Below are 22454 nucleotides of genomic sequence, written 5' to 3'. Positions count from 1 at the left end.
AACGGCCACCATTATGATCATCGCACGTAAAATAGTGCGGATCGCTTTTACCTTAATCAAGAGCAAGACCGACTTTAATCCCGATCTCGTCGCAATAAAAACTTGACGGAAACCATAGAATCTAATCGTACCTACACAGGTTCAGTATATCTGTTCGTAGGTGAGATTAGCAAAGCGTAATCGCACGTATGTTATGCCGGGCGACGATGAAACTAATTCAAGGACATGCGTACGATTACGCTCGGCTAATCGTACATACGTTTTGGAGCGCACTGTTTACCTGAAAATTATCGGCAAGATCCACGCACACACCAGCGCCATTCCGGCATTGCCTGCCACCAGTATGCGGGTTTGGCGCATGTCTGGTTTCAGGGTATCTACATTGATTTCTGCTTTTAGCGCACTGGCAATGCGTTCCACTTTTTCTTCTTGCGTGGCAGGGCCATCGACGACATTTTTTTCCATCACGCGAGCGACGACGGAAATAAAATCAAACTTTTCCAGCAGCTTGTCGAATATGGCCTTGTTGATGCTTGATTGCTGGCTGATGCTGGCAATGACGGCGCTCAGTTTTTCATGAATGGCACCGCCGCTGGCCTGCGGGGTGTCCAGCAATTGTGGATAGGTATCTGCCAGTTTGCCGACGACAAAACGGCTCAGGTCATCGCCATGCTCGTCAACAATATAATGCAGGGCGGTGGCGGTGCCCTGTTTTTTACCCATGATGAAATACACGATGGGTGACGCCAAGGCCATCAGCAATAACAGTACCCATGGCACGGCACTGCTGTTTCTGCCTGCGGAACTGGAAAAGAAAATCAGCAAGAACAGGTTGAAGACGATGCCAAAGGCGGTGTAAGCGATGATGCGCGTTGACAGTTTGACGCCTGCTGCTGCGGTCACATTCAAAATACTTTTAATTGCCATGCTGGTGTCCTGTTGCTACGGCAGTGCCTGAGCCTGCCCGTTGTTGAGGGAGTGATGGATTGCCAACAAATCATAGCATGCCGACAATTCAGACCATGCAATTGCGCTGTATTAGTGTGTCTAGCGTGTCATAGGTGAACCATCACCAGCGCTGCTGCCAGCAGCGCTATGCAAACAGTGACTGGTGTGTGCGATGAAGGTGATGAAGGTGACGAAGCTGATGCGGAGGCCGTGTATAACCCCCGGGCATTCTCAGGTCATGCGGTTTTTGGCAAGTGGCGGGTTTTTGGCGAAATACTTTTTGATACCCTTCATGACTGCATCGGCCAATTGATCCTGATAGGCATCATCGGTCAGCTTGGCTTCTTCTTCCGGGTTGGAGATGAAGGCGGTTTCTATCAAGATGCTGGGTATGTCTGGTGCTTTCAATACGGCAAAGCCAGCTTGTTCAACCGCGCCCTTGTGCAACTTGTTGATGCCACCGATTTCATTCAGCACCACCTTGCCAAGCTTCAGGCTGTCATTGATCTGTGCTGTGGTGGACAGGTCCAGCAAGACGCTGGCCAACTGTCTGTCATGGGTTTTGATGTTGACGCCACCGATCAGGTCGGCGGCGTTTTCCTTGTCTGCCAGCCAGCGTGCAGCAGTAGAGCTGGCACCTTTTTCTGACAACACAAACACCGACGATCCACGTGCGCTGGAATTGACAAAGGCATCGGCATGCACTGACATGAACAAATCAGCCTGCACGGCACGGGCTTTTTGCACCCTGACATTCAGCGGTACAAAATAATCTGAATCGCGCGTCAGCATGACACGCATATTGGGATGCTGTTCAATCTTTGCCTTGAGTCGCTTGGCAATTGACAAGACCACGTCTTTTTCACGGCTACCACCGCGACCTATGGCACCAGGGTCTTCACCGCCATGACCGGGGTCGATGGCGATGGTGATCATGCGTGTCAGTTGCACGGGCTTGTCCGCTGACTTATCTGTGGACTTATCGACCACTTTTTCTGACGGTTTTTCCGGCGCGGTCTGCTGCTGGGTTTCTGGCTTGGCCGCCAGCTTTTCATCTGTTTTGGCGTCCGGCTTGCTGGCGTTACCTGTTGCTGTATTCGGTGCCCCCGGCGCTGGAATGCCGTCCTTGTTCCATTCACCTTTTTCTATCATGGCGGCGATGGGGTCAGGCGGATTGGCAGGATACAGGTCAAATACCAGGCGGTGTTTATAGTTGCCCACTGGTTGCAAGGTAAATACCTGCGGGCTGACTTCTTCTTTCAAATCAAACACCAGGCGCACGACGTTCGGCTTGTTCTGGCCTACCCGCACCTGTTTGATGTAAGGGTCATTCGACTTGATCTTGGCGACCAGTTCTTTCAGCTTGGCATTCAGTTCCAGACCTTCGATATCGACAAACAGGCGATATGGGTCTTTCAGCACAAAATGGCTGGTTTTCAGTTCACTGTCGTTTTCCAGCGTGACACGGGTATAGTCTTCTGCCGGCCAGACGCGCACGGCCAGTATTTGCGCTGCATTGGCTGCTGTCGGGGCAATCACGGAAAGCAGCAGGGTGCCGCCGGCCTTCAGTAGGACGCGGCGTTTTTGGGAACGCACCGTAGTATTTACAGCGTTTACAGATTCGGGGCAAACTTGAGTAATGCGAGACATGCGACACCTTTGGCAGACAACGCGTGCAATTCTACCTCACGACCGTCACCGGCGACGCGCAAAAATATATTCAAATCGGGTTCGGGCAGCACACCATCGGCTTTTTCTGGCCATTCCACCACACAAATATTGCTGTCGTTAAACTCATCACGGAAGCCAGCTTCAGCAAATTCATCTGCACTGATCATGCGATACAGGTCAAAATGCATGATGGTGACAGTTTGGCCCTTCAGGCGGACCTGGTAGGGTTCGGCCAGGGTATAAGTCGGGCTTTTGACGTTGCCGGCGTGACCTGCCGCATGGATCATGGCACGCGTCAGGGCGGTCTTGCCGGCCCCCAGGTCGCCGTGCAAAAAAATGCTCATGCCCGGTGTCAGTGCATGCGCCAGGCATTTACCCAGGGCCTGGGTGGCTGCTTCATCGGCGAGTGTGGTCTTATAATGTGACATTTCCTGCAAAGTTCTTATTCATGAATTCGCTAAACATAGCACATCACCCACACTCTGTGTGCACCGCAGGGGCAAGGGCATGAGTCTGGATAGCACCGTCCTGGCCGATCTGGCGGGGCAAATACGCCTGTGGGGCAAGGAACTCGGTTTTGCCGAACTGCGCATTGCCGATGTTGACCTGTCACATATCGAAGCCAGTTTCCAGGACTGGCTGGACGCTGGCTACCATGGCGAAATGGCCTACATGGCCAGCCACGGCAGTAAGCGTACCCGCCCGGCAGAACTGGTGCCAGGCACCGTCAGGGTAATTTCTGCCCGCATGAATTATCTGCCAAAAACCGATAGCTGGCGCGCCGAAGAGCAGGGGCAGGCTGCCGATAAAGCCGTGATTTCCTTGTATGCACGCGGGCGCGACTACCACAAGGTCTTACGCACCCGCCTGCAACAACTGGCCGAGCGCATAGAACAGGCGATAGGCCCCTTTGGTTACCGGGTATTCACCGATTCTGCCCCGGTCATGGAAGTGGCCCTGGCAGCAAAGGCTGGCCTTGGATGGCGGGGCAAGCATAGCCTGCTGTTGAGTCGTGAAGCCGGATCGATGTTCTTCCTGGGTGAAATCCTGATCGACCTGCCTTTACCGGTGGATGAACCAGTGGGCCAGCATTGTGGCCAATGCAGTGCTTGCATGGATATCTGCCCGACCAAGGCAATTGTCGCCCCGTACACGGTGGATGCGCGCCTGTGTGTGTCTTACCTGACCATAGAATTGCACGGCAGCATACCGGTAGAGTTGCGCCCCTTGATAGGCAACCGTGTGTATGGCTGTGATGACTGTCAACTGGTCTGCCCCTGGAACAAATTCGCCCAGGCGGCAGCCGTGGATGATTTCGCCGTTCGCAACGGTCTTGACAATGCCCGCATGGTGCATTTGTTTGCCTGGACCGAAGAACAGTTCCTGCGCATGCTGGAAGGCAGCCCGATACGGCGCATAGGGCATGAACGCTGGTTAAGGAATATCGCGGTTGGTTTGGGGAATGCGGCGACCAGCATGCGCGGCGATGCAGAGATTGTGGCGGCCTTGCAGGCGCGGTTGACGCATCCGTCGGAGATGGTGAGGGAGCATGTGGGGTGGGCGTTGGGGCGGCATGGGGTTGTAGTGTGAAAAAATTAAAATTAATTCCCGTCTTTTGCTTGGCATTGTTGGCAACTGCCTGTGGCTATTCAGAGCCAGTTTATAACAAGCCTGGATATACGCCGGTCAACAGAAAGGTGGCCATTCCATCTGATGTGATGAAGACACTGGTCGATCTATGTCATCAGTGCTCTTTCGCGGATATTGGCGAAAATTACGAACAAACGGATTTTAGAAGAGATGCAGCGCTGCCCTGGCGTGGGATTAACTGGGCGGGATATTCTGGTTCAAAACGGACAATACGGTATGGTCATGGGGGTCGTGGATTTCATTATCACACGATTACTTTTGAAATGGTACCTTCTGTTCATATTGTGGCGATTGACGATGAAGGGTGTGATTTTCCTGATATGAAAGATTGCGAGTTTTAATGTGCTAAGGTTAAATGCCGTGCTTTGATTGACGCAATCGGTCTTCATGGACACAAGCCGCATGCCGGTAAATTAACAGCAATCATCATATCGTCGCTCCAGCGCAGGCTGTAGCCTAGTGTCTGTCGTGGTATGCCGTGTCGTTAATTAAAGCGATTGCTCTTCGTAGAACCAAGCCGGGTCTCGGCCCGGCGGCCGAATTCCTTTCTTTGCTTCGCCAAAGAAAGGAATCAAAGAAAGGCGACCGCAGACTCGCTCCCTTCGGGAGTACCCATTTATGTAGCGCAAAAAATGGGAAGGTCCGCAACTCGCTACGCTCAAACATCGGACCTTCTTTTTCCATTTTCTGCACTACACAAATGGCTTCGTCCCAAGCGGCTTAGAGTCAAAAGCAACTGCAACTGCAACCCCTACATCATCGTTGGTCGACAGAATTCAAATAAATATAACTGGTGGTTGTGTTGACGTTGGTTTTGACTTTGTTGTTGCAGTTGCTGTTGACTTTAATCCGCTTGGGACGATGTAATTTGTGCGTCACAGAAAATGGAAAAAGAAGATCCGATGTTTGAGCGAAGCGAGTTGCGGATCTTCCCATTTTTTGTGATGCACAAATTATGCTGAAGCGTAGCGTAAGCACCCGTAGGGCAAGTCTGCGGTCGCCTTTCTTTGATTCCTTTCTTTGGCGAAGCAAAGAAAGGAATTCGGCCGCCGGGCCGAGACCCGGCTTGTGTCCACGAAGCGCAATCGTTTTATAACGACTCAGGCATACTACGAAAGTCCCTGGAGCACCAGCACGGTAGCCTCCAGCCCGCACCGGAACGGCGAGAGCGACGCAGATCAACCAAAAACCACCTTGACCGGAGCCAGAAAAAACTGATTCTCTGATGGAACCAGATCAAACACTAAGTCTTATTGCGGAAGCAGTAACTCTTCAGCAAAGCTTCTGCATCCGTGCATGACAATTCACCTGAGGCACCGGCAGCTTCGCCATCGCCTACACCTGCATCTACACCTTCCCCAACGACGTGCCATCTCCTGCTCGCCAGTGCCATCACATGTTGATTGTCGTATTGATGCAGTAAAAAATTCCATGTGCCATCGGACCGATTATCCAGGCCCTGAATCAGGCTGACGCCTGATGCCGCACCGACACTGAATATCAGTCGCCTTGCATCGGCAGAAAGTCCATCACCGGTCGCTTTCAGGTAAGCTTCTTTCAGTACCCAGAATTCGTAAAATTTTTGCGTCCTGCTTTTGCTGTTCAGGCGATTAATCTCTGCGATTTCACTGGCGCTGCAGACCACAGACATCAGCTCATCCAGGTTGACATCATGATGTAATAATTCAACATCGACACCGATGTCTGACATATTGCCAAGAGCAACGATAATCAGTTCACCGGCATGAGAAATGCTGATGCTTGGTGGTGGTGGTGGTGCGTGTCGTGCAAAAACGATAGCGGGCTTGCCAGATGTTGCTAGCACAATGGACATATCCTGTACCGGCACACCTGTGTTGATGGCGACAGCCAGTTTGACCAGGGCACGCCCGCCCAGATAACGGTCCCTGTCATCCTGGTGCATATAGCGTTGGCAGCGAGCCTGTTCGGCGCTGCTCAATAGGTCTTGTAAACCGGGCCGATATTCACGCAACTGTGCCAGGCTGGCTAGCCAGATTTCGGGCGTGGCAGTTATTGATGACGGTGGTGTATCGTCAGACATGGTGCGTTTTTCTGGTTTTTGCGGCATTATATTTTTTCGTCTGTCATGCAAAACAAATGCCTGAGGTAAGTGCCACAATTTTAATCCAGTCTGGTGGCAAACAATAAAAAGGAAATCGCATTGAAAATTATCGCCTATCCGTTTGCAGGGGGTAGCAGCTATAGCTACGCCAGACTGGCACGGGACCATATGTATGAATGGATTACGCTGGACCCACCCGGCCACGGCAGCAGCATGCGCCTGCCGCTGATGCATAGCATTCCGGAAATGGTATCGGCCTTGCTGGAACCCACCTTGCGCGCTACTGCCGGCAGCGCCTATGTGCTGTTTGGCCATAGCATGGGAGCCTATATCGCGCTGGCCATGCTGGATCGCCTGGTGGAACTGGGTGCCAGTCTGCCAGCAAGGCTGGTAATGTCTGGTGCTGCGGCACCCCATAGTCGCGTATTGCAACACCATGCAGAACTACCACAGAAAGAATTTCTGGAATGGGTGGCGAATATGGGCGGCATATCAGCAGAAGTGCTGGCAGAACCGCAATTGGTGGAATTGTTTGAACCCATACTACGCGCTGACATAGGCGCAGCAGAAGCTTATAGCGATGGCAGCCTGCGTGACTATGATGGTCCAGTACATATCTTGCTGGGCAAGGATGAGCGGATAGCCTTGGCCGATGGCCTGGCCTGGGCCGACTGCTTTGTCCGCGTGCCTGAAGTACATTTGTTTGACGGAGGACATTTTTTCCTGTTTGATGAGATTCAAACAGTGCAAGCCCTGATCGCCTGATTTTCCTGGATTCTGCTTATGGGCAGGATGTGACTGCCTAGCCCTAATCTTCACCACTTCCTTTTGATGCCAATAAGCCATTGCCCTTTGAAGCGCTGATGGCAGTTCCCTGTGCCGGACAACACGGACAACAATACTGCAAGTTTGAAAAATGTTGACAAATGTCTCATTAATGCAAATTTGTCAAAATAATTAGCGCAAAATTATTATCATATAGTAAAGTTAAAATATTAATTTTACCTTCCCTTCCTAAGAACCTGTTTACGATCTGTAGCGAGCGAGCGTCAGCGGGGAGAAGAGCAGCGCAAAAAGCGGAATGTACTGTAGTACATGAGCATTTTGAGCAGCACATGAGCCCCGATCACGCTCGCGCAGTAAGATCGTAAGCGGGTTCTAAGCTGCTTCAGCAGTTGAATTATTCCATTTAAGCACACTAAGTATTGCCTGCAGTTTGCGCAAACCGCATGAGGCAAACCCGCGATTGCCGCACCGGCAATCTTTATTTTTGTCATAGGTTCTTCAGTAAAAGGAGAAAGTCATATGAATACGCACATTTCTATCGCTTATCTTGATGTATGCAAGGGGGAAACATGATACTTTTAAAGCTATCCCCTATTACCAGCATTGCCCAGGCGCAGGCCATGCTGGAGACGGCCATCAATGTTGAATTTGGCACTTTGCCGCCGTATCTGTATGCACAATTGACGATACTGCCGGGTAGCAATGCGCCAGCCATGGCGCGCCTGCAATCGATTACCCACCAGGAAATGATCCATCTCTGCCTGGCGGCGAATATCCTCAATGCCCTGGGCGGCAGCCCCAAGCTGAATGCGCCCACTTATCCCGGCCCCTTGCCTGGCGATATCGGTCATGAGGGCCAAGTCCTTACCCTGCATATCCTGCCCTTTGGCAAGCCTGCCATGCAACAGGGCATGAATATAGAAACGCCGGTTGACCCCATCGTTTTCCCGCAACTCAAAATGCTGGAGCTGGCCGCCGTCAAGGCCGTTACCATAGGTCAGTTCTATGAAGCCCTGGATGCCTACCTGAAAACCTTGCCTGCCGCAGCCTGGCATGTTGGCCGTAACCAGATTGTCGATAAACAATTTTTCCCTGGTCAGTTATTTGCAGTGAACAATTATGCGGATGCGCACAAGGCTATCCAGGTTATCGTTTCCGAAGGCGAGGGTGCGAGTGACAGCCCGCTGGACTTCGGCAAGGAACTGGCGCACTTCTATCGCTTTGAAGAAATTTATCGAGACCAGGTACTGACCAGTAGCGATTCCAAACAGGGTTTTTCCTGGGGCGGGCCTTTGGGTGTGGACTATACCAAGGTCTATCCCGCCATTGCTGATCCGCAATTGCATGATTTTTCCAAAGAGCCGACCGCTGCCAGGCAAGCGCAAGAAGCGTGCACCATCGCCTATAGCGCCATGGTCGATTCCTTGAACCTGGCGTTGAATGGCAATGCGGCACAACTGGGGATAGCGGTACGCAAGATGTTTGATTTACGCATGGCTGCCATCCAGGCTTTGCACGCGCCCCTGGCAGACAAGCACAAGGTCGCCGGGCCAGCCTTCATCTACAAGAAAATCTGAAACGGGAGAGAACAGCATGAGTATCCTGCAAATACCGCGCATACATTTCAAGGGGCAAATTTCCTGGGACCCCATCGTCACTAATAACGATCCAGTTTTTTATAACGAGGACAAGTCTCAAACGGTGTTGACACCGCCCGAGACCATGAGCCAGTTTCGCCAGAGTGCCATAGAGGCCGTCAAAACAGATGGCAACTGGAATCCACATGGCACCCATAGAGTTAAGTTCTTTGACGCTTTCGTGTCGTCCGTTGATCTTGGCCATGGTTTGGTCACGACAGACAAACTCTGTGGCGCACCGTGCAACCTGAATGCGATGCTGATCGATCTGGAACCTTATGGTGCCTGCACATCACAACTGTTTTTCGATGCCATCAGTTTTGGCATTGATGGTGGTTGCCGCATTGCGGCACCGCGTAATGAACGCTTTACTGCGCGGTATATCAATTTCTCACGCAATTCATTTGGCTATACCGCTGGCGGTGCTTCAGTGAACTGGCAAACCTCCTTCGCAACAGCAGGCTTAAAAATTGATAGCCATAAAAGTGCCGCCCTGGCGGCCTTGCAGCATGCCTTGCAAGAAGCTGATGCAGAAGGCATCGTCATCAGTTTCAATGCCTATCACACCATTTATTTTGATGACCCCACACTCAGCAATGCAGTCCCAGGGTCTGGTGACATCCAGTCTGGCCTGCTATATGACAAATTGATGGCTGGTGGCTTTCAACCCAACCCGGCCCGTAGCTTGATAGTCGGTACCATTGGTGTCTGGCGCAAGGGCGAACCCATGCATGAGCCAGGTGACAGGGCACTATTGCCGCCACTCCCCAAAGTAAAACCACTGTTTGCTGCTGCCCATGCACGTCTGGACAAAAACCAGGTCAGTCTGGACTTATCCAATAGCGTCAGTGAAACCGGTGCCGATTTGAAAAAACTTGACTGGGGAACATTGCAACTCTTTGCAGTCGACAGGCAAAACAAGAAAGAATATTTGCTGGGCAGTCTCAACTACAGTCAGTATGACCGTGCCGCCTATGAGGCAGGCTCAGGTATAGTCAGCCTCAATATCAATCATGCCAGCGAAGCCGCGCAGGCTGACTGGGAATTGCGCACTTCCGATGGCAAGGTCTTGCTGGCAGAAGCCCCATTGCGCCTGATACCACGCACGCCAAATCTGTATCTTGACCAGGGGCCGGCCAGTTCAGTCAAATTCCAGACGTATAAGCATGGCAAGCCGTTGTTCCAGGTCAGTGATGTCACCTTGTTCCAGATGTCGGCAAGTGGCGGCACGGTGACCGCCACGCAAAACCTGCAGACCGACGGCGAAGGTAGGTTAAGTGTCGGTGCCGATGCCAGCAAGGGCCAGGTGTATGCCTACATACCCGTAGCTGGCAAGAACATGCCTGCACCAGCAGCTGGCCTGAGTACCCAGACCTATACCTACGCCTATGTGCGCGTACGTGCTGCCGACAATGACATCGCCGCCTTGCCTGCTACCTGGGACAATGTTTACAAACATGTGCTGATCAACTGGAATGCCATGGCCCCCTGCATGGATAACTGGCTCGATCTGGCCAATCCGGCACAGATACATAGCTATGCCTCCATACTGCACCGCCTGACCGTACCGGCTGCATTTGAAAGCTATTTATTCATGCCGGTAACCCGTGACCTGACGGCTGGACAGCGCAGCTTGCTCTACAAATTTCTCGACAGACCTGCTGCCGAGATTGCTACAGAAGCCGTTGCAAGCACAACTAGCACAGCCAGCAAACAAGTCGCGACAGCGGCATTGGCTGCCAGCAAGCTTGAGCAAGAACCAGAAAGCTTGTCGTACTTCGCGCAATTGAGCCGGTCCTTGCGTAGCCCTGACAAGAAATAGTTTTTTGAGAAGGATGTAGAAACAGCTTTTGCATGAACAATGAAAAGCCACCATTTTCAGGTGGCTTTTTTGCATGGATTTGATCGTGTTATGGCATGGACATAGAGTGGTCTGGTTATTCCCATTTCTACCTGGGCTGCAAGGGGCTAAACACCGGTGTTGATGGCAGTATCAACACCGGCCTGGCAATGATGCTTACTGGGCCTTCAAATACTCCAGCAAGTCCAGCCTTTGTTCTTTCGTCAGCATAGGCAAATCACCAGCTTCTTTGGGGGCTCTGGTACCGTATTCATGGCCTGTATTGCGATTGCCATTCAATCTGGTATCGAAAGTAAAACCTTCATAGCCGCTACTTTTCAGGCCAACTTTTTCCACGTCAAACTCACGTGAACCCACCAGAAATTTTTCAGGCCGGCATTCAGCATCTTTTTGATCGGCAGGGCAGCTTGCTGGCAGCAATAAATCGTACAAGGTAGGTACAGACCCATTATGCAGATACGGCCCGGTTGCCCAGATGCCATTCAGTGAGCGCCCCTTGTAGGCCTGCAGCGAAGAATAGGGTGTCATCGTTGTATCGGGGTTGTAATTGCCATGCTTGTTGGAATCATGGATTTCATTGCCGAACAAGGCCTGAATGATATTGTGCAACCATTCTGACCAGCGGCGTATGAAGCCCTTGTCTGCATCTGGTGTAGTCACTACCCCCAAAGTCGCCTTGGTCAGCAGGGCAGCGATAGGTGCTTTTTTGTCGAGCAAGACATTACCCACGCCCGCACTCACATATTGATTACGCAAGATGCCGGAATAACCTTCGTATTTGATACTATTGTTTGCCATGGTCGGATCGGTGCCGACTTCTTCCAGCTTGGACATATGGGCCACCACACGGCGTTGTGCGGAACTGCGATCTATCTCTGCATGGCAACTGGCGCAATAACTGGCAAACAGTTTGTCACCGCGCTTGATGCGGGTTTGGTCCAGTTTGCCCAAGATCTCTTGTGGCCATTGCGGTGACTGCAATTCAGTCAACTGGTCTTCTATACGGCGCAGGTTCTGGGTATTGATGGAGCTATCAAATTCTATGACCTTCTTGGTCCAGCCCTGGCCAGAAATCAATGAAGTCAGCGAGAAACGGCTGCTTTCATGCCAGTCCAGCGAGCCAAAGACACCAATCACTTCACCGGTATTGCGACCCAATGGGCCCAGTCCACCATTCGCCCCAAGCCCATTCCATTGCACATAATCATGCTGGGCAATATCCCACAAGAATGGGTAACTGACAGGCGCATCCGCCTTGATGAATAATTCTTGCCTGAGCTTGACGATGTTCTTGGCAGAGGTGGCCACTCTTTCCATGATCTTGTCGCGATCAGCAGAGCTGATGTCCTGGCCTATACCCGCCAGCGCAGTGCTCACCTCATCCTCGGTCAGGATATCGTCCAGCACTTCTTTTATTTGCTGGCGGTTTAGCAAATGCTCCAGCGTGCGGTTATAGATGCGGCCAAACGCATCCAGCCTTGCATAGCCATATTCGACAGGGCTGTGGTTGATGATGTTATAGCTGGTCAGACGCAGCGTATAGGTTTTGATATCGGCGATGACATCTGCCTCACTGCCATATGCGCCGTTTTGCATGACAGCCTGGACAAAGCGTTTTTGCACGTCCGGTTTATCCCTGACTGCCACCATCGCATCGGTCAGCCCTTTCAGGAAACCCGCCATGTCTGCACTGGCCGGGCCACCATCGATACGCATGCCCGTACCTTTGAAATTGATTTGCCCGGTATGGCAAGCCGCACAGGTAAAGCCCACATAATTTTTGCTCAGGTAATTGTCTTTGACAAAGCCCACGGGCAAGGCATCCGGATTGCTGGATGTCTTTTTCTGCGGCAGATAGCGGTAGCGGTTGATGTTTTCGTCACTGCGAAACAGCGCAGGTTTGTCAGCCTGTTCCAGCACCAGGAAAAAATCATAAGGCAATAAATTAGAACCCTGAGTCGTGGTGTAAAACCACAGGCTTTGCTCAGGCTTCCAGTTTTGCTCCAGATACACAATCTTGCCCGCGCTGTCACCAAACACATCTTGCTTGACCGAAACTGCACCACGATCCGGGTCACTGTCAGACACTTCCCAGCTTTGTGACAAGGTGATGATCAAAGGTGGAATGATGAACAGCAAAATGAGCAGCAAGAAGCCGTGCCATATTTTGAATTTTATTTTTGGAAGTTTCATGATACCCCCTGCGTGGAGAGACGCGAGAAATCCGGTGAGTTGGAGTTATTTATGATTGTATTTTTATCATGCTGATATTTTAATTCTTTTTAGTCAGATTACTGTACAAATTGCAATATATGTGTGTGTTTAGCAACACATATCAGGACAGAAGTCCATGCCATCATCAAAATGCTGACTGGCGAACCCGTCGCTTCCTCAGTTGACGTTGTTAGTGCTACCGCTAATGGTGGTGTGATCAACTTTGTTGGCAGTGACGTGTCATTTTCCGTGGTCAATGGCAAAACTGTCTGGAAATTTGTTTTCAAGGACACGACAATTACCCAGTCTATAGAAATCGCATCTGGCAGTACCCAGGGCGCTTTCATACACATGGTTTTTCTGTCTTTAGATAAGAAAATAGCCAATACAACAGATAGCAAGAATCATAAAAGGCAGACCAAATAAGGCGATTTTGGTAAAACCCGCTTGCTGCGGGCGGCCAGGAAATTCTGGCTCAAGAAAAGAAAATGTCACTCCCCGGCCAGTTCTATATTCAAGATTCCACAACAGACCCGCGCTCAGATAAAGCACGGACGACGCATAAATATTTGCGTCCCAGGTAATCGGGTAGTGGCCATCCCTGATTAAAAGATACAGGTCATAACACCAGCTCGCAGAAAACATCCACAAACCAATAGCGACCAGTACATGCCTGACCCTGGCCTTGCCCCTTATTCCCAAATAGATCGTTCCCGTCGCCCATGGTGCAGTCAAGAATGTTAACGCGGACATCATGGCAGCGTCAAAATAATCCCAGGTAGGATCAGCGGTATAAGGTGCAACCACAGTAACCCCAATTGCAGCAATGCTGAAAGTGATCAGTTTCCATGGCACCAGCAGAAATGATTTGTAGCCTTGCAAGGGAAAGGCGCTACGGTCGGAAAGATATAGCCACGTACACAGGATGCAGTAGCTGATCCAGGCGGCCAGATAAAATCGAAGTTCTGTTGTCATTGGGGATAATGTTCAGGCTTGATTCTGTATCTGTGGTGCATTGGTAATTTTGAATAATTCATTCATTACATACTCAAATTGTATGCGTTCTTGTTCCAGTCTCAGGTTTTTTCCCAAACGTTGGTTACGCAAGTCTTCAAACACAGAAAGCTCTTCAGCGTTTAGCATGTGCAGATCATGTGTGACTTGATTACCCTCCTCACACCAATGCATTTCATGACTCAGCAGACTTTCCCTATCCATTAAAAATGAAGTGACATGCCGGAAATGTTCACGCAACTGGTTGAGAATCGCGAAGCCATGCGTATCGATATCTCCCCAATAATACATTGTGCAGTTATGCAACCATTGTGCGGGTGCCAGTGCGTCCCAGCCATAGCCCGAGCCAAAAATAGCGATGGCATTAGCGACTTTAGGAAAAGCCAGGAAATTGGTTTCATTCTCGGTAATAAAAACAGTCTTGCCAGATAAGTCAAGACGGGCAAAGCTGTCTGCGTCCAGGGTGATGTCCGGGTGACTGATGCCAGCTAAAATTTGCATACGCTGGTCAAGTACCCTAAAGCGCAAGCGTAATGGCTTGTCCAGAAATCCATATCGCGCCGCGAACTGGCTGCTCCCTGTGTAGTGCTCATCAATGGCATCTGGAGTTAATGCCAGATCCAGCAACTCTGATAATACGGCACGGTTTGCCTCGATGAATTTGCTGTGTACGCCAGCAATATCTACCTGACGCAGATAAATCGCAGGGCGTGGATGTGCGCATAACCATGCGACAATGGCCAGCAACTGCGGCCAGCGATCATATAATTCCAGCGCCTGCATAGGCCGTTTCTTTAGCCACGATTGCAAGGCCGGGAGTTTATGAAGTGTGTCATCAAACATCAATTGAAAACGTGCAGCTTCTCGTTTTCTGCCTGCTACAGCTAAAGCCGCATCCAGGCTGTCTACCCACACTTGACAGGGCAGGCGTTGCAAGCCATGTACGCGGTGGCGTACTTCGCGCCACTCTATGCGTATGTGGGGCGCTAAAGTCAGTTCTGCAATCCATTTCCGCACAGCGTCAAAGCGATCACTTACATCGCTGGATGTTGGCACTTTCAAATTCAAGCGCAGAGGGAAGTGCACATCTGGCTCCAACTGCATGCGCGATAAATCGCCACGTTCCCATAGACGATGCAACTGGGCTTTTAGTTCTGATGGACCAGTCCAGCTCATGTCAGTGCATCCACCAGCATATGCATTTTTTGCTCGCGATATTCTTCTATCGATAAATTACGCAATTTGGATGCCTGGCCATCTTCGTTGTGGACATAACCGACACTGGATACATAAGGTTCAATAATATGGATTTTTTGCAATGGCGTGACAATCAATAATTGCAGATTCAGCTGCTGAAACAGATTCAAGCCATATTGTGCTGATTCGTCAGAGCCACGTCCAAACGCTTCGTCAATCACCACAAAGCGGAATGAGCGTGAACGTTGCCTGTCCCAACCGAGACCAAATTGATAGGCCAGGCTGGCAGCCAAAATGGTGTAGGCCAGTTTTTCTTTTTGACCGCCTGACTTACCGCCCGAATCTGAATAGTGTTCATACTCGCCGTCGTTGCTGCGCCATCTTTCACTGGCGGCGAACAGGAACCAGTTGCGCACATCCGTTACTTTGCCGGTCCAGCGCTTGTCCTGTTCTGACAATCCTTCACGCCCGCGAAAGCGGTCTATGATGGCCTTCACTTGCAAGAATTTGGTCTCTGAATACTGTGCTTCATCTGAACCGCTTAAAGTACCCTCGGTACAGGCCCGCAAATCAGCCTGGAAGTCGCGTATGTCGGCATCCGGGCTGATTTGTGACTCTACGATGATGTAGCGGCCAGGGTTATAGTCAATCTGTATCAGTGACTGGTTGATATGCGCAATGCGTTCTTTGATGGTTTCACGTTCCCGTGCCAATTGCGCATTGAAATTGGCCAATTCATTGATGGTATTGACGTTTAGCATTTCTTTGAAGCGTGCTTCAAAGCGTGGCAAGTCATCGCGATGCAATTGCTCCAGAAGGTTCTTGTATTCAAACCCGGCATCAACGTGGGAATCAAAATCAGCGGTCTCAAGCTTGAATTCTGCTTTGAACATGAACATTGCTTCTCCGACCTTTTTAGCCAGTTTCCTCAGCTTATCGTCTTCCGCTTCTAAATTTTTTTGTATAAAACTGCGAACCTCCTGCTCTTGTGGGTCGCATGATTCAACCGTGAGTGTGTGCTTGCCCAAAGCCTGGTTACGTAATTTCTCAAGGAGTATGCTGACATCATTTTGTGGTGTGAAGCGTTGTAGCAGTGCCAGTGCTGCGCTCTGCAAGTTTTCGGCCAGTTCTCTATTGTTATTATTGATGGAACGCTTACTCTTGAAATCGTCAAGCTGGGCTTCCAGTTCTTTCAGTGCATGCCTGGCATTTTTTAAATCCTGGTTCAATGACTGCAGTACATCAGAGGCAGCTTCCAGCCTTTGCCTTTCAAGCTGCAGATTGGCAATCTCTGCGACCAGACCTGTCCAGTTGATTTCTTCAAAATCCTTGAATTCTTCCAGTTTGTCGAGAGCGCTAATCTTGGCTTTTGCTGCGTTTTGTACGGCTTTGGCGTCGTTCATCAACTTCATGACGCGGTGCATATCGGCTTCCAGTTGGCGGCCTTTCTTTTCCAAAGCTGCAAGCTTGGGGGCATTGGACCAACCCAGTACATAACGGCTGCGGTCACTGATGCTGTGGCTATCATCTTTCTCGTGACGGCCACTGGGGTCTTTGATTTGCCCGGCCATGGTAATTGCCCTGGCCTCCTGGCGGAATTGCGCCTGACTTGCGCAACAGGCCACATCAAAGCGGTGCAGCAGCTCACGTTCCAGCCATTCATAGAATGCAGAATCAGGTTTGATGGCGAGTTTCCTGGTCAGTGAATCAGCATGAGTGGCCGGCAGGTTGCCACGTCTTTGCTGATGTACACGGAAATACACGAAGCGCCCATACAGATGATTACTATTGACCCATTCTGCAACTTGCTGATAGTACTTTTCTGGCACCAGCATGGACAGAGCAAAACCGCGCATGAGTCTCTCAGCTGCACCTTCCCATTCTTGCTCGTTATCGCGGATTTGTATCAACTCACCGCAAAAGGGCATTTCATCTTCTGTGATGTCCAGCGCATCGCACAAGAATTCACGTATTTTGATCTGCTTACTGTCGATATTATTGGGGCGGCGTTTCAGACTGTTGATTTCAGTCTGCAATTCGTCTCTTTCAATTTTTGCTTGCCTGAACGTAACGCCATGTTCTGTATGCGTATTTTGCAGGCGACCTTCATCAGTCTTCAAGTCCGCAGCCAATAAGCGTAAAGCCTGGTTTTGATCCAGAAAATCGTGCTGCTGGTCGGCTGCTTTTTCACCGAGTTCGCTTAACAACTGGCGATAACGGTCAGCCTTGTTCTTGCGATTTTCGCGCAGGATTTCTTTTTCTCTTATCTCTACCTCGATTTTTGCCAGTCGATCTCCACCATTGTGGGCAATAGCAATGATGATGTCGTCAATCTCAAAACTCTGCTTTTCACGTTGCAATTCCAACTGCCTGATCTGCGCATTGTGTTGGAGCCATTCTTCTCCCAAATGCGCAAGACGTTGCGTCAGCAAGTGCAATTTCAAACTGGCGAAATGACTGGGCAAGCCTTCGCGGCATTGCTTCAATTGTTCGATTTCTGCCGCCTTGACGATATGCAATTCATAATCTGCGACCAGCGGTGTCAGCATATTGGTCTGCCGCTTTGCCTTCAATACTGCTTCGTGGGCACGATTTAAATCTTCAAAGTGAGAAATCAGCGCATCGGTACGACTGACTACATCAAAGGGTTCCAGCATGTGGGTACGTACAAAGTCGGTCAGGTTACCGACAGATTTCATCGATACAGTCTGATGGAATAACTCCAGCGCCTGATCATTTTCTATACCAAAACGCCGCCTGAACCAAGCCGCATATTTAGGAAAAGTCTCTTCTACATCCGCGCCTGATGCACGTAGTCTTTTGCGTAATTTATTGATGTCTGCATCAAAATTGGCAAAGTCAGTTGTGATAGAAAGATCTTTTTCTGCCCCGACAAAAAAGCGGGCAGGTTGGCCATGCGGCTCTTTCATCCAGAACATCTGTGCCAGTGTCACGGTCTGGTCAAAACCAGCGTTGCGAAAAACAGCCAATATCACGGAATAACTATTATCTTTGCGCAGCGAAACCGGCTTGGCAACACCGCTGACTTCATTACGTTCTGATTTGAAATAGCCCAGCACATACGAGCGCAAATTTCTCTCCCGGCTGTCAGCGCCAGCGGCCTTGTTGTACGCCGCTTTTTGTGCCGGCACCAGCAAAGTGGTGATCGCATCGACCAGAGTGGATTTGCCTGAACCGATGTCGCCTGTCAGTAGGCCATTTTTTCCATCCAGATGCAGTGTCCAGACCTTGCTGTCAAAGGTACCCCAGTTCAGCACTTCCAGTCTGTGCAGGCGAAAGCCTGACAGCTCTGCCTCTGCCATGAATTCACTGTTTAATTGTGTCACATCATTCATCATTGCTATTGTCCTGCACAGGTTCCTCATCTGCAAGTTGCGCCTGGTAGCTGGCTAATCGCACATCAAAGTCGGCCAGCCATTGCGCATCGACAAAGGCTTTCAGTATACGTCGCACCTCATAATTCTGTGGATTGTTGCCCGTTTTTAATTTGCGCACGAAGCCAAGGTCTATCACCTTGTTGATATGGGTTTCCACCTGATCGACCAGCCGGGCCTCGTTACTGCTGTCGGGCAAAAACACACGCATTAGTCCGGCGATATCGTCCTTGCTCAAAACCAGGCGGGTGTCACCACCACTGGCATCAAATTCTGCCAGCCTTTTTCTGAGCAAAGCCAATAACAGACTGACAGGAAATGACAGGGGGCGTCGCGCTATCAGGCGCGGTACCCTGGTTTTGGTTTTTGCCTCCTGCTCGCCTGGCTCAGGGCAGCTTTTGAGAAAGGCGTAGCCTTCTGCTTCATCAAGCACCAGATCAAGATTGAGCATCGCAACATAGTCACGTACCCTCGCTTGCAGCCTCAATAAAGCCCCCCACAATTGCTCGTCATCTTCACGATATAGTACCGTTTTGAGTAAATTGATCAGTAGCGGGGGTAAGGCATTGTCCTGATCGGATGTAGATTGGCTATTGACAGTATGCGCTTCCACGCTCACCTCACAAAAATGACACGTGGCAGGGTAGCCTGTTTTTGCACCTGCTTGCCTTGGGCCGTGACCGCATTCCAGCCTATGGTTTCAGTATGATCTTCATCGATAACGGTATTGAAGGACTCGCTTCCCAAATGCAGATAACTGATCAATTCTGCCAGGCCATGCTGCAAGGGATGCTTGACGGTGATTTCTTGCAACGTCGCTTGCGATTGCAATTGCAGCGCATGGCGTATATGCAGCATTAACTCTGCTTTGTCTATGGTGAAGTGATTGTACAAGGCATTGGTATCAAGGTCGGCTTCCCCCGCCTGCAATATCAGGTCCGCAATGACAGGTTTAAAAGAGGGTGTGTGCAAAGGGCGTTCCATCGGCAATTCTATCTCAGCTGTCAATTCATCTATGCTGGTAAATTCGCCTGTTGGCTGCTGCTGGCGCAGAGCCAATGACTTGGATTCTATGCCACGCAATATATCCATGATGCGGCGATTTTCCAGCCAGGTCTGGTCATCCAGAAAACGCCTTAGCTGTAGCGATAATTGTGCGACTGTGCGTTGAGTATGCTCACCAGCTTCCAGCCAGTCATAGTGTACTCGTCTGGTACGCGGGCCGGGGGCCAGTTCCAGCACGGGCGTCAAATTCAAAACGCGATCCAGTAGCTGCGTTAGTTCCTCCTGGCGGCGGCTGGACATCAAAAAATCCCAAAAGGCACGAAAACTCTTGCCCTGATCCGAGTCGCTGATCGCATCACGTTCGCCCATGATCTGTTCCAGCAACGCACCTTTGGATCCCTCCCACAAAGCAATATGCTCACGCACCCTGCGGTCAAGCTGACGGAAGTTGTATTCAACTTCACGAAAATCAGTCAAGAGATCACGAGAAATTTGCATGAATTGCTGAAAACGATCCTTGATCGCCGTGTCATCCAGCAAGCCCAGATCGCCACTCAAGGCACGGCTGATCTCTGCATCAATATCTTCACGCTTCTTTTGTAGCTCTGCGACGCGCTTTGCGGGGTCAGCTTCGCTGCCCTCACTCATTTGCTTGAGCAAGTCAAACAAGGTCAGCAAGCGAGATTCCGTACCGACAAAGCTGCGTTCAGTCAGACTGCTCAACCAATTGATGGCTTTTTCTGTTGCTGGCGTCAGGTCAAACTGCGCGTCATCTGAACCTTGTTGATAAAATTTGCGCAGCCAGGCTTTGTCCGGACTGGCCCAGTCATTCAAATATTCCTGCGCCCGCTTGGGAAACTCGTTTTCGCCCAGACGCTCACGCAATGCAAACAACTCGTCTTCCAGCATTTCAGCCAGATCGGCTGCATTCACAACACGTACATTGGGGGCGACAAAGATACGATGCAAAAAACTGGCAATCAAAGGTGCATGGTCAGAACATAGCAAGCGCCAGGCAGGGTGATGAGTGCGCAGGGCGGACAGGGTAGTAAAGTCCAGGGACATGCGGGATTGCTCGCTATTCGAATGAGATATTGAAGGACAATTATCCTACTGCATAAGGAAGGATGCTGCCATGTTAATTTGGTAATGATGCTTCATTTGATTGTATAGTTGGCAAGTAAATCATCCATTTCGTCGCCCACGCTATAGCCAAAGCGGTGGCAAGTGATAGATTCTTTCTCAAGCCTGTCCTAGCATGATTGAACTTGTTTATCAGGGGGATATGAGATGTTTTCCAGGGCTTGCTCAGACATTTTGATCAAGGCATCAAAATATGCCCTATCTCGGTCATTGAGAACCACTTGCAACAACTCCTGCGACCACTTAACTGGCCGCACTCATTATATTGAAATTGCTGCAAACACGATTGCGTCCGCTTTTTTTGGCCGCGTAAAGTGCGTTGTCTGCGGCTTCAATCAATTCAATGGGCTTGTTCACATCCTTGACGGGAATCATTGCGTCCACTCCGGCACTGATGGTGACGATGCCAGTCTCGTTACCTGCATGTGAGATTCCCAGATTGCGGATTGTGGTGCGGATTCTTTCGGCTATGATTAGCGCGCCTTCGGCATCTGTAGTGGGAAGAATAACGGCCAGTTCTTCACCTCCATAACGTGCTGTCAGGTCGCCAGCGCGATTCTGGCAAGATTTGACTGCCTGACTGATTTTGCGCAGACATTCATCACCGGCGGCATGGCCGTAAAGATCGTTGTATTGCTTAAAGTGATCAACATCAATCATGATCAGAGCCAGTGAACTGGCATTCCGGATAGCACGGCTAAATTCTTCTTCCAGGGCAATGTCAAAATTGCGCCGGTTGGCCAATTCGGTCAGCGCATCCTGCAGCGACAGTTGTTCCAGCGTTTTATTCAGGACGATCATTGCATCGCGTGCCCTGATGACTTCTGCTTCTGCATTGAGGCGCAATTTCATTTGCCCAATCAGATAAAAGCCAATGGAACCCAGTGCGATGACGAGTAGCGCTACGCCAGCAGAATGCAAATACGTATCTGTCAGCCAGTCGGCAAGAATTTCATCTTCCGATACGGCTGCTGAGACAAACAAAGGGTACTTGTCCAGACGCCGAAAGCTGTTGAGTCGCTTTACACCATCCTGCGCTGATTTGACCGTGAACGTCCCGGACGGCTTGGCGCTACTTTCTTTAAAAACCGTGGTTGACTGCATATTCTTGCCGATAGAGTCTGGCAAAAGCGGTCGGCGAGTCATCAGGTTGCCACTATTGGATACCAGAACGATTGCCCCCGATTCGCCAATATCAAAGCTGTCATAGAATTTATTGAAATAATCAATTTCTATCGCGGCCAGGACCACACCCGCAAAACTGCCATCCTCATGATTAATTCTGTGTGACAAAGTCATAACCCAGATCCCGCTGGAACGACTGCGTATTGGTGGGCCGATATATGAGTTTTTGTCCTGATGCGTGCGGTGGTAGATGAAATAGTCACTATCTGCGTTATTCATGTTTGCAGGTGTGGAAGCCAGCGAACTCACTACCGAGTTACCATTTTCGTCGTAAATGAACAGGCCCTTCAACTGAGAGAGTTCGGCCGTTTTGCGTACCAGCAGATGGTGAAGTCGCTCCAGGGCGGCAGGGGTAGCCCCGTCAGTCTGGATTCGTTCGTCAATTCCCAGAAGCGCAGTGTCTGCGGCTTTGATGGTGTCGTCAGCGTGTTGTGCTATCGCGCGCGCCATATTGGCCGTGGACACCTGCATCTCACGCAATTGATTTTTTCTGGCAGTCCAGCTACGCCCGGCATCTATGCATATCAGTGACACACAAACAAAAATCACAAACCCCATAGCCAGCCACGTCAACGACAACCTGGGTGTTGAAGCAGGCGCGTTGTTCAGTGTTGTTGGAGGGTTCATAAATGGTCAATAAAGGTGCAATGTTTTTTTGCTGCAGC

16 protein-coding genes are annotated in these 22454 nt (G+C 50.4%); 5 read left to right on the top strand and 11 right to left on the bottom strand.

Going from position 1 to position 22454, the window contains the following annotated elements:
• Positions 1-276: 276 nt before the first annotated feature.
• The 3 genes from ACO0LM_RS20975 to tsaE form a co-directional block, all read right to left on the bottom strand.
• Entirely contained in the window at positions 277-927 is a 651-nt protein-coding gene (locus ACO0LM_RS20975) for a hypothetical protein (protein ID WP_423039586.1), read from the bottom strand.
• Between the two features lie 252 nt (positions 928-1179).
• Complete coding sequence (locus ACO0LM_RS20970; protein ID WP_423039584.1) at positions 1180-2598, bottom strand: N-acetylmuramoyl-L-alanine amidase; 1419 nt, start codon at positions 2596-2598, stop codon at positions 1180-1182.
• The gene (gene tsaE / locus ACO0LM_RS20965; protein ID WP_423039582.1) at positions 2562-3047 is read right to left on the bottom strand and encodes a tRNA (adenosine(37)-N6)-threonylcarbamoyltransferase complex ATPase subunit type 1 TsaE; all 486 of its coding nucleotides are present in this window, start codon (positions 3045-3047) and stop codon (positions 2562-2564) included. The genes ACO0LM_RS20970 and tsaE overlap by 37 nt, the downstream gene beginning before the upstream one ends.
• A 79-nt stretch (positions 3048-3126) precedes the next feature.
• On the opposite strand from tsaE, the gene queG reads away from it, so the two are divergent.
• Together queG and ACO0LM_RS20955 are read left to right on the top strand one after the other, a co-directional pair.
• On the top strand, positions 3127-4209 hold the full coding sequence (gene queG / locus ACO0LM_RS20960) for a tRNA epoxyqueuosine(34) reductase QueG (RefSeq protein ID WP_423039580.1): 1083 nt from the start codon (positions 3127-3129) through the stop codon (positions 4207-4209).
• Positions 4206-4610, top strand: a complete 405-nt coding sequence (locus ACO0LM_RS20955) for a hypothetical protein (protein ID WP_423039578.1) — start codon at positions 4206-4208, stop codon at positions 4608-4610. Before queG ends, ACO0LM_RS20955 begins: the two co-directional genes overlap by 4 nt.
• Before the next feature lie 902 nt (positions 4611-5512).
• Here ACO0LM_RS20955 and ACO0LM_RS20950 read toward each other — a convergent pair.
• Positions 5513-6331 (bottom strand): 4'-phosphopantetheinyl transferase family protein, encoded by an 819-nt coding sequence (locus ACO0LM_RS20950; protein ID WP_423039576.1) that lies wholly within the window; start codon positions 6329-6331, stop codon positions 5513-5515.
• 120 nt (positions 6332-6451) lie between these two features.
• Between ACO0LM_RS20950 and ACO0LM_RS20945 the strand changes: the two genes are divergently transcribed.
• The 3 genes from ACO0LM_RS20945 to ACO0LM_RS20935 all read left to right on the top strand — a co-directional run bounded on the left by ACO0LM_RS20945 (position 6452) and on the right by ACO0LM_RS20935 (position 10597).
• Entirely contained in the window at positions 6452-7117 is a 666-nt protein-coding gene (locus ACO0LM_RS20945; protein ID WP_423039574.1) for a thioesterase II family protein, read from the top strand.
• A gap of 590 nt (positions 7118-7707) precedes the next feature.
• Positions 7708-8715, top strand: coding sequence for a ferritin-like domain-containing protein (locus tag ACO0LM_RS20940; protein ID WP_423039572.1), 1008 nt, complete (start codon positions 7708-7710; stop codon positions 8713-8715).
• Between the two features lie 16 nt (positions 8716-8731).
• Positions 8732-10597, top strand: a complete 1866-nt coding sequence (locus tag ACO0LM_RS20935) for a hypothetical protein (protein WP_423039570.1) — start codon at positions 8732-8734, stop codon at positions 10595-10597.
• 195 nt (positions 10598-10792) lie between these two features.
• Here the strand turns inward: ACO0LM_RS20935 and ACO0LM_RS20930 are convergent, their stop codons facing one another.
• From ACO0LM_RS20930 to ACO0LM_RS20900, 7 genes are all read right to left on the bottom strand, one after another.
• Complete coding sequence (locus ACO0LM_RS20930; protein ID WP_423039568.1) at positions 10793-12829, bottom strand: di-heme-cytochrome C peroxidase; 2037 nt, start codon at positions 12827-12829, stop codon at positions 10793-10795.
• A gap of 387 nt (positions 12830-13216) precedes the next feature.
• On the bottom strand, positions 13217-13825 hold the full coding sequence (locus ACO0LM_RS20925) for a hypothetical protein (protein ID WP_423039566.1): 609 nt from the start codon (positions 13823-13825) through the stop codon (positions 13217-13219).
• Between the two features lie 12 nt (positions 13826-13837).
• Positions 13838-15040 carry a DUF3322 domain-containing protein gene (locus tag ACO0LM_RS20920; protein ID WP_423039564.1) on the bottom strand — a complete coding sequence of 401 codons (1203 nt, stop codon included), beginning with the start codon at positions 15038-15040 and terminating at the stop codon, positions 13838-13840.
• On the bottom strand, positions 15037-18420 hold the full coding sequence (locus ACO0LM_RS20915; protein ID WP_423039562.1) for an ATP-binding protein: 3384 nt from the start codon (positions 18418-18420) through the stop codon (positions 15037-15039). Before ACO0LM_RS20915 ends, ACO0LM_RS20920 begins: the two co-directional genes overlap by 4 nt.
• Positions 18410-19069 carry a DUF4194 domain-containing protein gene (locus ACO0LM_RS20910; protein WP_423039560.1) on the bottom strand — a complete coding sequence of 220 codons (660 nt, stop codon included), beginning with the start codon at positions 19067-19069 and terminating at the stop codon, positions 18410-18412. Before ACO0LM_RS20910 ends, ACO0LM_RS20915 begins: the two co-directional genes overlap by 11 nt.
• A gap of 2 nt (positions 19070-19071) precedes the next feature.
• The gene (locus ACO0LM_RS20905; RefSeq protein WP_423039558.1) at positions 19072-20526 is read right to left on the bottom strand and encodes a DUF3375 domain-containing protein; all 1455 of its coding nucleotides are present in this window, start codon (positions 20524-20526) and stop codon (positions 19072-19074) included.
• 321 nt (positions 20527-20847) lie between these two features.
• Positions 20848-22416: a sensor domain-containing diguanylate cyclase gene (locus ACO0LM_RS20900; protein WP_423039556.1), complete on the bottom strand. Its 1569-nt coding sequence runs from the start codon at positions 22414-22416 to the stop codon at positions 20848-20850.
• Positions 22417-22454 lie beyond the last annotated feature (38 nt).

The sequence above is a fragment of the Undibacterium sp. Di26W genome, from assembly GCF_049340265.1.
Classification (GTDB): Bacteria; Pseudomonadota; Gammaproteobacteria; order Burkholderiales; family Burkholderiaceae_D; genus Undibacterium.
Note: the sequence above shows the minus strand (reverse complement) of the source record. Positions and strands in the feature narration are given on the sequence as shown.